Below are 12,712 nucleotides of genomic sequence, written 5' to 3'. Positions count from 1 at the left end.
CGATGGTACTGCGTAACAGTGGGAGAGTAGGTAGCTGCCGTTTTATCTAAGAGTCCTGTTCATGAAGTATGAATGGGACTCTTTTTTTGTATATATACGATTTTGATCTATATCATCTCAACAGATCTAAAAGCCAGTTGATGCTTTTATGCAAATATCAATTTTCTTATCTGCTTGAACCTTGCTTGATAAACAAACTCAAATAAGTTAAGATATTCCTCATCAAAATGATTTTCTTTGTTCTTATATAAATTGCATTACTATTCGTTCTTTGGGTTATATTTAGCTCTTAATATACTCGCACACAGATAAATTCATTACACATTAAAATATAATTTGTAATATTGCGTTTTATATTTCAATAAATCTTTTAATAATGATAATTGGGGATAGAATAAAACAAATGAAGATAGTACTAGTGTTGATTGCAATAATAATTGCTTTTTCATCACTAGTTATTTCTCATATATTAATTAAAGATTTGTCGGCAGAGGAGAAAAACAAAATGGAAGTTTGGTCTGAAGCCATGAAGACTTTCAATAATGCAGATGAAACTACAGATTTAACTTTGGTACTTAAGGTGCTGAATGGAAATAATACAATACCTGTAATTGTAGTAGGCAAAAAAGGTGAAATACAAAGCTATAGGAACATTTCAGTTCCTTCCTCAAATTCTGATAAATACTTGCATGATAAGGTTAATAGCTTTGGATATAGTAATCATAAGATAAGGATATATCTAAAGTCTGATGAGAAAATAGGTAAGCAAGCACAAACTGACTATATTGATATTTATTATGATGATTCATTAATGCTTAAACGGCTTGCAACTTATCCGTATGTTCAATTAGGAGTTGTTCTTGTTTTTGTTGTAATTGCTATTTTTGCGCTGCTGAGTTCTAAGAAGGCTGAACAAAACAAAGTCTGGGTTGGACTTTCTAAAGAAACGGCTCATCAGCTTGGCACTCCCATATCTTCATTGATGGCCTGGGTGGAAATATTGAAATCAAGATATGCAAATGACAATTTGATTTCTGAAATGGATAATGATGTAAATAGATTGCAACTCATTGCTGAACGCTTCTCAAAAATAGGCTCCATGCCCGAGCCTAATCCATGTGAACTGATTTCAATACTTAATAATGTTATAGATTATCTTTCAAAAAGATGTTCTGGGAAAGTTGTCTTTGTTAGAGAAATTGATGATCTACCGATCTGGGTTAAACTAAATTCTCCACTTTTTGAATGGGTTATAGAAAACTTATGCAAAAATGCCATTGATTCGATGGAGGGGCAAGGCATTGTAACATTTTCTATTTTTAATACAGAAAAGAAGGTTGTGATAGATATCTCGGATACAGGAAAAGGAATTCCAAAATCTAAATATAAAACCGTTTTTCAACCAGGATATACAACAAAGAAACGTGGCTGGGGATTAGGTTTATCTCTTGCTAAAAGAATTGTTGAAGAATACCATCATGGAAAGATTTATGTAAAACGTTCTGAAATAAATAAAGGTACAACTTTTAGAATTGAACTGAAAAAATAAAGATTTAACCCTCATTTATATATTATGAGGATTATTATTTGTATCTTTGTCGCCCGAATTGTGTTTAATGGCATGTTCTTAAGGTAAAAATTATGCATTAAACAGGATTGGTTTACACTTTTTTTGTACCTTTGCAAAAATTATAAATTACTAGTTTTGGGAAAGTTCGATAAATATAAAGTTGATTTAAAAGCAATGCAAGCAGATTCATCTTCATTTGAATTTGTGCTTGATAATGTATTCTTTGCAAATATTGACGGACCCGAAGTTCAAAAAGGCAAAGTCAATGTTAGTCTTATCGTTAAAAGAGCTGTGGGAACCTTTGAACTCGCATTCCAAACAGAAGGAGTTGTATTAGTTCCTTGTGATCGTTGTCTTGATGATATGGAGGTACCTGTAACATCTACAGATAAACTGTTTGTCAAATTTGGTAGTGACTATGCTGAGGAAAATAACAATGTGGTTATTATTCCGGAAGATGAGGGATATATCAACGTGGCTTGGTTTATGTACGAGTTTATAGCTTTGGCTATTCCAATGAAACATGTTCATGCTCCTGGTAAATGTAATAAAGGCATGGTAAGCAAACTAAATAAGCATCTTCGAACAACACCTGATGATGAAGAGGGTATTGATGAAATAGATTCTTCAGTTGCTGAGGAAATAGAGGACGTGGAAGAAGATTCTATTGATCCTAGATGGAATGAATTAAAAAAAATATTAGATAATAATTAAAGTTTAAGAAAATGGCACATCCTAAAAGAAAGCAATCAAAAACGAGAACTGCAAAGAGAAGAACTCATGATAAAGCTGTAGCTCCTACATTGGCTATTTGTCCAAATTGCGGTGAATGGCATGTTTATCATACAGTATGTGGAGCTTGCGGTTATTACAGAGGCAAGCTTGCTATCGAAAAAGAAGCTGCTATCTAAGCAGAAAAAGTTCTATACTATTAAAATATAGCCAGGGAGATTACTCCCAGGCTTATTTTGCGGTATAATTACATTAAAATTAAATTAATGGAAAAAATTAATGCAGTAATCACAGGTGTTGGAGGATATGTACCTGATTATATCTTGACTAATGAAGAGATATCTAAGATGGTAGATACCAATGATGAATGGATTATGACGCGTATAGGGGTCAAAGAACGTCGTATTCTTAATGAAGAAGGATTAGGTACTTCTTATATGGCTCGTAAAGCAGCAAAACAATTAATGCAGAAAACTGGTTCTAATCCAGATGATATTGATTTAGTTGTTGTTGCTACAACTACTCCAGATTATCATTTCCCATCAACAGCATCAATACTTTGTGATAAATTAGGGTTGAAAAATGCATTTGCTTTTGACCTTCAAGCTGCTTGTAGTGGTTTCTTATATTTAATGGAAACTGCTGCTGCATTTATTCAGTCTGGTAGATATAAGAAAATTATAATTGTTGGAGCAGATAAGATGTCTTCAATGGTAAACTATACAGATAGAGCTACTTGCCCAATTTTTGGTGATGGCGCTGCTGCTGTTATGGTTGAACCAACTACTGAAGATTATGGAATCATGGACTCTTGCTTACGTACAGATGGTAAAGGTCTTCCTTTCCTTCATATGAAAGCCGGTGGTTCAGTTTGTCCTCCTTCATATTTTACTGTTGATAATAAAATGCATTATCTGTATCAGGAAGGACGAACTGTCTTTAAGTATGCAGTATCTAATATGTCTGATGTAACGGCTCATATTGCAGAAAAAAATAATCTGACAAAAGATAATATTGATTGGGTTGTTCCTCATCAGGCAAATATGCGTATTATCGATGCCGTTGCTAACCGCCTGGAAGTTCCTATCGAGAAAGTTCTCGTAAATATTCAGCGATATGGAAATACAAGTGCTGCAACATTACCTCTTTGTCTTTGGGATTTTGAGAAAAAACTAAAGAAAGGTGACAATATGCTGTTTACGGCGTTTGGAGCTGGTTTCACATGGGGAACCGTTTATGTGAAATGGGGTTATGACGGAGCTGAAAAGTAAACATATAAATAATCTGATATAAAAAACGCATCCCATTTTCGATGCGTTTTTTTGTCTCTTTCAATAATATAAAATATATGCATAAAGCAGGATTTGTAAACATTGTGGGTAACCCTAACGTAGGAAAGTCTACATTGATGAATGTACTAGTTGGAGAGCGTATCTCTATTGCTACCTTTAAAGCGCAAACAACTCGACATCGCATCATGGGTATTTTGAATACTGATGAAATGCAGATTGTGTTTTCAGACACACCGGGTGTTTTGAAGCCTAACTATAAATTGCAGGAATCAATGCTGAATTTTTCAACATCAGCATTATCTGATGCAGATGTACTGCTTTATGTAACAGATGTAATTGAAACAGGAGACAAGCATAATGAATTTATTGAAAAAGTTCGTCAACAGTCTTTTCCAGTATTAGTCCTTATTAATAAAATAGATCTTATCGATCAGCAAAAACTGGAAACTCTTGTTGAAGAGTGGAAGGAATTACTGCCTCAGGCTGAGATTGTGCCTATTTCTGCTATCTCTAAATTTAATGTAGATTATGTGATGCGCAGAATAAAGGAGCTATTGCCTGATTCTCCTCCTTATTTTGATAAGGATCAATGGACTGATAAACCTGCCCGTTTCTTTGTTACAGAAATTATTCGCGAAAAAATATTGCTCTATTATGACAAAGAAATACCTTATGCTGTTGAAGTAGTAGTAGAACAATTTAAAGAAGAACCAAAATTGATTCGCATCAATGCGGTTATTTATGTTGAACGGGATTCCCAGAAGGGCATCATTATTGGCAAACAAGGTAAAGCCTTGAAAAAAGTGGCTACGGAAGCACGCCGCTCATTGGAGAAATTCTTTGGTAAATCTGTTTTTTTGGAAACTTTTGTAAAGGTTGATAAAGACTGGAGAAGTTCTGATAGAGAACTAAAGAATTTTGGCTACCAATTGGATTAGTATTCACCGACTGTGATAGTCGTAAATTAAAGTTGTAATATGGGAAATTTAGTAGCAATTGTAGGTCGTCCTAACGTTGGGAAATCTACGCTTTTTAATCGCTTGACCAAAACGCGTCAGGCTATTGTTAACGACGAGGCAGGAACCACCCGTGACCGTCAATATGGAAAATCGGAATGGCTAGGACAAGAATTCTCTGTTGTTGATACTGGAGGATGGGTTGTTAACTCTGATGATATTTTTGAAGGAGAAATACGTAAACAGGTATTGTTGGCTGTTGATGAAGCTGATGTAATTCTTTTCGTTGTAGATGTAATGAATGGAGTTACCGATTTGGATTTACAAGTTGCACAAATTCTTCGTCGTGCAAAAAGTCCTGTAATCTTAGTCGCTAATAAGACAGACAATGGTGACCTTCAATATAATGCACCTGAATTTTATAGTCTAGGCTTAGGAGATCCTCATTGTATATCTTCCTTATCAGGAAGTGGAACAGGAGACTTGCTAGATGTTTTGGTTAGTAAGTTTAAGAAAGATACATCGGAAATTTTGGACGATGATATTCCTCGTTTTGCAGTAGTAGGTCGTCCTAATGCAGGAAAATCTTCTATTATCAATGCATTTATCGGTGAAGATAGAAATATTGTAACTGAAATAGCAGGAACAACCCGCGATTCTATCTATACACGTTACGAAAAATTCGGGTTCGATTTTTATCTTGTTGATACTGCTGGTATCAGAAAGAAAGGAAAGGTTAATGAAGACCTGGAATATTATTCGGTAGTACGTTCAATTCGTGCTATTGAAGGATCTGATATTTGTATTTTAATGTTGGATGCTACCAGAGGTATTGAAAGCCAGGATCTAAATATATTTTCTGTAATTCAGAAAAATGCAAAAGGTATCGTTGTTGTTGTTAATAAGTGGGATTTAGTTGAGAATAAAACAGATAAGGTAATGAAGGAATTCGAAAATGCTATTCGAAATCGTTTTGCTCCTTTTGTTGATATTCCTATCATCTTTACTTCAGCTCTTACTAAACAACGCATATTTAAGGTGCTTGAAGCTGCAAGAGAAGTTTATGAAAACAGATCTATTAAGATTTCTACTGCAAGATTAAATGAAGAAATGCTTCCATTAATTGAGGCTTATCCACCACCTTCAACAAAAGGTAAATATATTAAGATAAAATATGTGACTCAATTGCCGAATACTCAGGTTCCTTCTTTTGTATTCTTTGCTAATTTGCCACAGTATGTAAAAGACCCATATAAAAGATTCCTGGAGAATAAGTTACGTGAAAAATGGAATTTGACAGGAACTCCGATAAATATATTTATTAGACAGAAATAAAAACGATAATACAGAGCCGCAAACAAAGTTTTAGCGGCTCTATTCTTTTTATATGTTTGAAGAAAAGGAGCTGTCTAAAAGAAAATTTAGGTTTCAGAGTTTTCAATAACTAAAAATACGTTCTCAGAGAAACTCCTATACAGATGTTATAAAAGAAAAGGGGCTGTTCCAACTTCGGACAGCCCCTTGCCTTTTTATAGTATAAATTAATATTCTTCTGACAGATTCTGAACTTCTACTTCTTTCACTTTACGGAAGAAATCAGAAGCAAAGATGAAATCGTTTAATCGCTTATTGTTAACTGTAAAAATCTCATCTTTTGTTCCTTCCCATTCCTTGTTACCCTGATAGATATAATATATTTTTTCTCCGATACCCATAACAGAGTTCATATCGTGAGTATTAATGATGGTAGTCATGTTGTACTCCTTAGTGATGTCCTGAATCAGTTCATCTATAAGAAGAGAAGTCTTTGGATCTAGTCCCGAGTTTGGTTCATCACAAAATAGATACTGAGGATTTAGGGCAATTGCACGGGCAATTGCAACACGCTTTTGCATACCGCCACTAATTTCTCCAGGAAAAGCAGAATGAGCTTCTTTTAGATTTACACGTTCCAAACAGAACATGGCACGCTTAATTCTATCCTTTACAGAATCATTTGAGAACATGTTCAATGGAAAAAGAACATTGTCTAATACGGAGAGTGAATCGAAGAGTGCAGCACTCTGGAAAATCATCCCCATTTCACTCCTTAACAGTTTCTTCTCTTTCTTTCCCATAGTTACGAAATTCCTGTTATCATATAACACTTCTCCTTTTTCCGGAGTAAGCAATCCAACCAAGCATTTCATTAATACGGTTTTACCAGATCCACTTTGTCCGATAATCAAATTGGTTTTTCCATTTTCAAAAACGGCATTTATATTTTTTAAAACATCTCTGCCGTCAAATGATTTATATAGTGATTTAACTTCGATCATCCCATTAACAGTTTAGTAAGAATAATATCTGAGAATAAAATTAATGCGCTGCTACAAACAACCGAGTCTGTACTAGCCTTACCTACCGCAATGGAACCACCTTCCACTGTATATCCAAAGAAAGCTGATACAGTAGCAATAATGAAAGCAAAGAATAGCGACTTTATAATACCACACCAAACATACCATTCAACGAATGTGTATTGTAAACCAAACTCGAGATTGGTTGATGTCATTATACCCCCAAACCAACAAGTGGCATAGGCGCCGATAATTCCCGAAAAGATACTGAAGGTTACCAGTACTGGGATAAATATAACCAACGCTGCTATCTTGGGCAGGATGAGGTAGCTGGCTGAATTAACACCCATTATCTCAAGTGCATCAATTTGTTGAGTAACTCGCATAGTTCCTAGTTCGGATGCAATGTTTGAACCTACCTTACCAGCAAGAATTAAACACATAATTGAAGATGAAAACTCCAGCAGCATAATTTCACGGGTAACATAACCTACGGTCCAGCGCGGCATCCAGGGGCTTTCAATATTTAATTTGATTTGGATAGTAATAACCGCTCCGATAAAAAATGAAATCAGTAAAACGATACCAGCTGAGTTTACTCCCAATTGTTCTACTTCTTTTACTAATTGCTTTAAATACATCCTCATACTTTCAGGGCGTGAAAAGATTCGGCCCAATAACATGATGTATCTTCCAAAAGTCCTTAATACTTTGAACATATTATCTTATTTGTGGGCAAATGTACATTAATTTATGCATATTTTTGCTACATTTGCCCCCAAAATAATAGAATAACAATGGCTGAAGAAGGATTTACTGAAAATCAGGTTGAGCTTAATACTGCTGAAACTTTGGTTGAAGAAACTGAAGTTATCTCTAATGAACCACAAGAGGAACCTAAGATGGTTCTTCGTACTGAGAATCTTGTAAAGAAGTACGGGAAGAGAACGGTTGTTAGTCATGTATCAATTGATGTAAAGCAGGGAGAAATTGTAGGATTGCTCGGTCCTAACGGTGCCGGAAAAACCACATCGTTCTATATGACTGTAGGATTGATTACTCCGAATGAAGGCCGCATTTTTCTTGATGATCTGGAAATTACCAAGTATCCGGTATATAAAAGAGCGCAGAATGGAATTGGCTATTTGGCACAGGAGGCTTCTGTTTTCCGGAAAATGAGTGTGGAAGATAATATTATGGCAGTATTGGAGATGACCAATACTTCAAAAGAATATAAAAAAGAAAAGCTTGAAAGCCTGATTGCGGAATTCCGTTTGCAGAAGGTGCGTAAGAATCTGGGAGATCAGCTCTCCGGAGGTGAGCGTCGTCGTACTGAGATTGCCCGTTGCCTTGCCATTAATCCGAAGTTTATCATGCTTGATGAACCATTTGCCGGAGTAGACCCTATTGCGGTGGAAGATATTCAGCACATTGTGTGGAAACTTAAAGATAAGAATATTGGAATCTTGATTACAGACCACAATGTACAGGAAACCTTAAGTATTACAGACCGTGCATACCTTTTGTTTGAAGGGAAAATTCTGTTTCAGGGAACTCCGGAAGAGTTGGCTGAAAATAAGATTGTGCGCGAAAAATATCTTAGTAACAGCTTTGTGCTCCGCAGAAAAGATTTTGAAAATAGAGAATAATAGAGTTCACTATACGAAAAGAAAGCCGAGAATTGAATTTAAAATTCCCGGCTTTCTTTTTGTCTTTCAGCTTATTTATTATTCATCTAAAACAGATAGTGCAGATTGTATCTGATAGTACTTCCAGATTCTCCACATACAGAATGTGAAAACAAAGATTCCTGCAACGATGTATCCTATGCTGTTTTGATTGTTGGAAACTATTTTCACCAGTTCGTTTCCTTTATTAAATGCGTTTGGAGTGAAAGTAACGGTTAATGCGTTGTTGATTGCATGTGCAATTACAGGCACCCAAAGGCTTTTGCTCCATATATATAAGTATCCCAGTACCATACCCAATATCATACGTGGTACGAATCCATAAAACTGAAAGTGAATTGCACTGAATATGATGGCAGTGTATAATATGCCAAGATGGATATTTTTTGTCCAGCCAATTAATATTTTCTGAATTACTCCCCTGAACATCAGTTCCTCTCCAATGCCTGCCATTATGGCTATAATTATTATGTTCATAACGAATCCTCCCCAGCTATCTGTATTTAGCAGGGTGTTAGTTGCTACCTCGGCGGCTTTTTCGGTATTAATCATCCAGTCTTCTATAGACCTCAAAGATTCAGGTAGCTGTAATCCCTGGTTCCATGTACTTAGCACATCAATAAGCGGACTAATTGATATTATAGCCATTACTCCAAGAGCTAGGATGATAAGATTGGGCGTTCTTAGTTGTAAACTCTTCTTTGTGGAATCTTTCCATAGGAAGAATTGTGTAAGCAAAGGGGTTGAAATAAATATTATTAAATCCTGAGTAAAAAGTGTTAGCCTTAATAGATTTCCTTCCTTCATTCCTGAAAAGGATAGCACTTCTAATTTTAAAATGATAGCACAGAATAATGTAAAAAAAATAAATACAAGCGCCAGTAAGGAGATCTTGGCGAATCCGGAGTAATTTTCAAATGTACCTCTTCTCATTTGTTGGCAGGTTAGGTTTTTATTATTTAATAGACAAAGCCTTCCGTCGTAAAAATCGACAGAAGGCTTTACTTAATTTCCTAATATTCTATTTAATTAGAATTTTGGTCTTGCTTCTTTAACAACTAATGCACGACCCTCAAATTCTGCGCCGTTAAGTTCTGCAATAGCTTTAGCAGCTTCTGCATCGTTAGGCATTTCAATGAAACCAAAGCCTTTTGATTTTCCAGTTTCACGGTCCATAATAACTTTTACAGAAGTTACAGTTCCGTAATCTTCCATAATCTGTTGTAAATCTGCTTCCCTAACTCGGTAGTTAAGGTTTCCTACGTAAATGTTCATAGTTAAACGGGTAATAATAAATAAATAGATAAAACTCTCTAAAAGATGATCTAGATTGTAAGGATTTTAAATGACAGAGAGATTACAAAAGCGCTATTATAACGAAAGTAAAAACCATGTAATCGAAATCGGAAAACTAAATATCATCATTTCATAGCAAAGAAAAACAATTATTTTTAATCGACAATCTTTTTCTTCACATTTTTTGTGCTGGAATGTAATTTTTTGTTAGAAATTTATAAAATAAGATGTCATTATTTTGTTTTAAACAAATATTTGATACCTAACTATCTCTTTCCCCGCTTTATAAGGGGGCTTTAGCTGATTTGTCTATAGTGTTAAGGCCTTCTTAGGCGGGAGGTTGTTTTTCCTATTTAGACCATAATTACAAAAGGAGTACTTTATATATAATTAAAGTCTACACGTAATATTTAAAAGGTGTACTTTTTATTTAAAACATCCCGTTACGTTTTCCCTTAGCAAACCTTTAAAATTGTACAAGCTGTTGGCTTAAAAGAATATAACTCCGGAATAATTTATCATATAGAAATTTGATAATTGAAAGATTAACACTAATTTTGCACGCTCTTTAAAAAGATAAAGTATAAATCATATAAATAATTGTCAGAATGAACGTTTCATTGCAAAACATTGACAAAGTAAGCGCGCTGCTTACTGTAAAGCTTGAAAAGGCTGATTACCAAGAACAAGTTGATAAATCGCTGAAGACTTTCCGTCAAAAAGCTAACGTTCCGGGTTTCCGTCCGGGAATGGTTCCAATGGGCCTTGTTAAGAAAATGTATGGAAAAGCTGTTAAGGCTGAAGAAATCAATAAAATCCTTTCAGAAAAGGTATATGGATATATCAAAGAAAATCAAGTAAATATTTTGGGTGAACCTCTTCCAAACGAAGATAAACAACCAGAAATTGACTTCGATACAATGGATGAATTCGATTTCTTGTTCGATATCGCTTTGGCTCCTGAATTTAAAGCAGAACTTTCAGATAAAGATACTGTTGATTACTATACTATCGATGTAACAGACGAAATGGTTGATCAACAAGTTAAATCTTATACTCAACGTGCTGGTAAGTATGACAAAGTAGACGAGTATCAGGATAAAGACATGTTGAAAGGTCTGATTGCTGAACTTGACGAAGAAGGTAACACTAAAGAAGGCGGTATTCAGGTAGAAGGCGCAGTTTTGATGCCTGCTTACATGAAGAACGATGATCAGAAAGCAATCTTCAACGGATGTAAAGTAAATGATGTATTGGTGTTCAACCCAAATACAGCTTACGATGGTCACGAAACAGAAATCGCTTCTCTTCTTAAGATTGAAAAAGAAGCAGTTGCAAACTATACAGGCAACTTCAGCTTCCAGGTTGAAGAAGTTACTCGTTTTGTAGAAGCTGAACTTAGCCAGGAAATCTTTGATCAGGTTTATGGTGAAGGAGCTGTTAAGACTGAAGAAGAGTTCCGCGCAAAAATCAAAGAATCTATTGCAGAACAATTTGTTGCTGATAGCGATTATAAGTTCTTACTTGATGTTCGCGATTTCTTAATGAACAAAATTGGTAAATTAGAATTCCCAGAAGCTTTGCTTAAACGTATCATGTTGCTTAACCACCAGGATAAAGGTGCTGATTTCGTAGAAGAAAACTATGAAAAGAGCATTGAAGAATTAACATGGCACTTAATCAAAGAACAATTAGTTAAGGAAAATGAAATTAAAGTTGAGCAAGAAGACATCGTAAACATTGCAAGAGAAGCTACTAAAGCTCAGTTTGCTCAATACGGTATGTTGAATGTTCCAGAAGATCTTTTGAATAACTACGCTCAGGAAATGTTGAAGAAGAAAGAAAGCGTTGAAGGCTTGGTTAACCGTGCCGTTGAAGCTAAACTTGCTACAGCATTGAAAGCTAAAACTACATTGAACAACAAAACAGTTTCAATGGAAGAATTCAACAAAATGTTCCAGTAAAAACTGGTAGAAAGAAGCATTTAGCTAAATCTTCATAAAAGAGGAGGCTTTTGACTTTAAAAAAGAGCTACTTACTGAAAATAAATAAGATTAGTCTGATTTATTTTTGTAATTTTGTTAGCTCTTATCAAGGATGGTCAAAAGCCTCCTTTCTATGTATTAATTTTAAAATATCAATCATTATGGATGATTTCAGAAAATACGCAACCAAGCACATGGGTATAAGTAGTATGGTTTTGGATGATGTAATCAAATCACAGAACGGCTATTTGAATCCTTATATCCTGGAAGAAAGACAACTAAACGTAACACAACTTGATGTGTTCTCTCGTTTAATGATGGATCGTATCATCTTTCTTGGAACACAGATTGATGACTATACAGCAAATACGCTTCAGGCGCAGCTGCTTTATCTGGATTCTGTAGATCCGGGTAAGGATATCTCTATTTATATCAACTCTCCTGGTGGATCTGTATACGCAGGCCTCGGAATTTACGATACAATGCAGTTTATTTCCAGTGATGTAGCAACTATCTGTACAGGTATGGCAGCATCAATGGCAGCGGTATTACTTGTTGCCGGAGCCGACAAAAAGCGCTCTGCACTTACACACTCTCGCGTGATGATTCACCAGCCTATGGGAGGTGCTCAGGGACAAGCTTCTGATATTGAAATTACTGCCCGCGAAATTCAGAAAATGAAAAAGGAACTTTATACTATTATCGCAGATCATTCTCATACAGACTTTGATAAAGTATGGGCCGATTCTGACCGCGACTACTGGATGACAGCTCAGGAAGCAAAAGATTATGGTATGATCGACGAAGTTCTTATGCGTAAACCTGCGACTATATAATTAAAGGTATAAAAGACT

Annotated in this window: 13 protein-coding genes; 9 read left to right on the top strand and 4 right to left on the bottom strand. The window is 35.3% G+C overall.

Annotated elements, in window-relative coordinates; genetic code table 11:
• Positions 1-403: 403 nt before the first annotated feature.
• The 6 genes from BUC21_RS14030 to der all read left to right on the top strand — a co-directional run bounded on the left by BUC21_RS14030 (position 404) and on the right by der (position 5,885).
• Positions 404-1,549 carry a sensor histidine kinase gene (locus BUC21_RS14030; RefSeq protein ID WP_394332763.1) on the top strand — a complete coding sequence of 382 codons (1,146 nt, stop codon included), beginning with the start codon at positions 404-406 and terminating at the stop codon, positions 1,547-1,549.
• 156 nt (positions 1,550-1,705) lie between these two features.
• Positions 1,706-2,284: a YceD family protein gene (locus BUC21_RS14025; RefSeq protein ID WP_073403524.1), complete on the top strand. Its 579-nt coding sequence runs from the start codon at positions 1,706-1,708 to the stop codon at positions 2,282-2,284.
• 11 nt (positions 2,285-2,295) lie between these two features.
• The gene (gene rpmF, locus BUC21_RS14020) at positions 2,296-2,481 is read left to right on the top strand and encodes a 50S ribosomal protein L32 (protein WP_073403522.1); all 186 of its coding nucleotides are present in this window, start codon (positions 2,296-2,298) and stop codon (positions 2,479-2,481) included.
• Positions 2,482-2,568: 87 nt separating this feature from the next.
• Entirely contained in the window at positions 2,569-3,573 is a 1,005-nt protein-coding gene (locus BUC21_RS14015; RefSeq protein WP_073403507.1) for a beta-ketoacyl-ACP synthase III, read from the top strand.
• A gap of 77 nt (positions 3,574-3,650) precedes the next feature.
• A complete protein-coding gene (gene era / locus BUC21_RS14010; protein WP_073403505.1) occupies positions 3,651-4,532 on the top strand; it encodes a GTPase Era in 882 nt (293 codons plus the stop codon).
• A 39-nt stretch (positions 4,533-4,571) separates the two neighbouring features.
• Positions 4,572-5,885 (top strand): ribosome biogenesis GTPase Der, encoded by a 1,314-nt coding sequence (der, locus tag BUC21_RS14005; RefSeq protein WP_073403503.1) that lies wholly within the window; start codon positions 4,572-4,574, stop codon positions 5,883-5,885.
• A 206-nt stretch (positions 5,886-6,091) separates the two neighbouring features.
• Here the strand turns inward: der and BUC21_RS14000 are convergent, their stop codons facing one another.
• Together BUC21_RS14000 and BUC21_RS13995 are read right to left on the bottom strand one after the other, a co-directional pair.
• Positions 6,092-6,868, bottom strand: a complete 777-nt coding sequence (locus tag BUC21_RS14000; RefSeq protein ID WP_073403501.1) for an ABC transporter ATP-binding protein — start codon at positions 6,866-6,868, stop codon at positions 6,092-6,094.
• Complete coding sequence (locus tag BUC21_RS13995) at positions 6,865-7,608, bottom strand: MlaE family ABC transporter permease (protein ID WP_073403499.1); 744 nt, start codon at positions 7,606-7,608, stop codon at positions 6,865-6,867. Before BUC21_RS13995 ends, BUC21_RS14000 begins: the two co-directional genes overlap by 4 nt.
• Before the next feature lie 183 nt (positions 7,609-7,791).
• Between BUC21_RS13995 and lptB the strand changes: the two genes are divergently transcribed.
• Complete coding sequence (gene lptB, locus BUC21_RS13990) at positions 7,792-8,538, top strand: LPS export ABC transporter ATP-binding protein (RefSeq protein WP_073403542.1); 747 nt, start codon at positions 7,792-7,794, stop codon at positions 8,536-8,538.
• 78 nt (positions 8,539-8,616) lie between these two features.
• Here the strand turns inward: lptB and BUC21_RS13985 are convergent, their stop codons facing one another.
• Both BUC21_RS13985 and BUC21_RS13980 read right to left on the bottom strand, forming a co-directional pair.
• A complete protein-coding gene (locus BUC21_RS13985) occupies positions 8,617-9,510 on the bottom strand; it encodes a CPBP family intramembrane glutamic endopeptidase (protein ID WP_073403497.1) in 894 nt (297 codons plus the stop codon).
• A gap of 96 nt (positions 9,511-9,606) precedes the next feature.
• A complete protein-coding gene (locus BUC21_RS13980) occupies positions 9,607-9,852 on the bottom strand; it encodes an RNA recognition motif domain-containing protein (RefSeq protein ID WP_073403494.1) in 246 nt (81 codons plus the stop codon).
• 629 nt (positions 9,853-10,481) lie between these two features.
• Here BUC21_RS13980 and tig point away from each other — a divergent pair.
• The gene (gene tig / locus BUC21_RS13975; protein ID WP_073403492.1) at positions 10,482-11,837 is read left to right on the top strand and encodes a trigger factor; all 1,356 of its coding nucleotides are present in this window, start codon (positions 10,482-10,484) and stop codon (positions 11,835-11,837) included.
• 182 nt (positions 11,838-12,019) lie between these two features.
• Positions 12,020-12,694 (top strand): ATP-dependent Clp endopeptidase proteolytic subunit ClpP, encoded by a 675-nt coding sequence (gene clpP, locus BUC21_RS13970; RefSeq protein WP_073403490.1) that lies wholly within the window; start codon positions 12,020-12,022, stop codon positions 12,692-12,694.
• The last annotated feature ends 18 nt before the right edge of the window (positions 12,695-12,712 follow it).

Origin of the sequence: Bacteroides luti, assembly GCF_900128905.1 — a bacterium.
In the GTDB taxonomy this organism is placed as follows: Bacteria; Bacteroidota; Bacteroidia; order Bacteroidales; family Bacteroidaceae; genus Bacteroides; species Bacteroides luti.
The sequence above is the reverse complement of the archived record's forward strand: the minus strand, read 5'-3'. Positions and strand labels throughout refer to the sequence as shown.

Excerpts from the sequence above, each read along its gene's own strand:
- rpmF (WP_073403522.1), top strand. The coding sequence starts at position 2,296 with ATGGCACATCCTAAAAGAAAGCAATCAAAAACGAGAACTGCAAAGAGA.
- clpP (WP_073403490.1), top strand. The coding sequence starts at position 12,020 with ATGGATGATTTCAGAAAATACGCAACCAAGCACATGGGTATAAGTAGT.
- tig (WP_073403492.1), top strand. The coding sequence starts at position 10,482 with ATGAACGTTTCATTGCAAAACATTGACAAAGTAAGCGCGCTGCTTACT.
- BUC21_RS13980 (WP_073403494.1), bottom strand. The coding sequence starts at position 9,852 with ATGAACATTTACGTAGGAAACCTTAACTACCGAGTTAGGGAAGCAGAT.
- BUC21_RS14015 (WP_073403507.1), top strand. The coding sequence starts at position 2,569 with ATGGAAAAAATTAATGCAGTAATCACAGGTGTTGGAGGATATGTACCT.
- BUC21_RS13995 (WP_073403499.1), bottom strand. The coding sequence starts at position 7,608 with ATGTTCAAAGTATTAAGGACTTTTGGAAGATACATCATGTTATTGGGC.
- BUC21_RS13985 (WP_073403497.1), bottom strand. The coding sequence starts at position 9,510 with ATGAGAAGAGGTACATTTGAAAATTACTCCGGATTCGCCAAGATCTCC.
- BUC21_RS14000 (WP_073403501.1), bottom strand. The coding sequence starts at position 6,868 with ATGATCGAAGTTAAATCACTATATAAATCATTTGACGGCAGAGATGTT.
- lptB (WP_073403542.1), top strand. The coding sequence starts at position 7,792 with ATGGTTCTTCGTACTGAGAATCTTGTAAAGAAGTACGGGAAGAGAACG.
- era (WP_073403505.1), top strand. The coding sequence starts at position 3,651 with ATGCATAAAGCAGGATTTGTAAACATTGTGGGTAACCCTAACGTAGGA.
- der (WP_073403503.1), top strand. The coding sequence starts at position 4,572 with ATGGGAAATTTAGTAGCAATTGTAGGTCGTCCTAACGTTGGGAAATCT.
- BUC21_RS14030 (WP_394332763.1), top strand. The coding sequence starts at position 404 with ATGAAGATAGTACTAGTGTTGATTGCAATAATAATTGCTTTTTCATCA.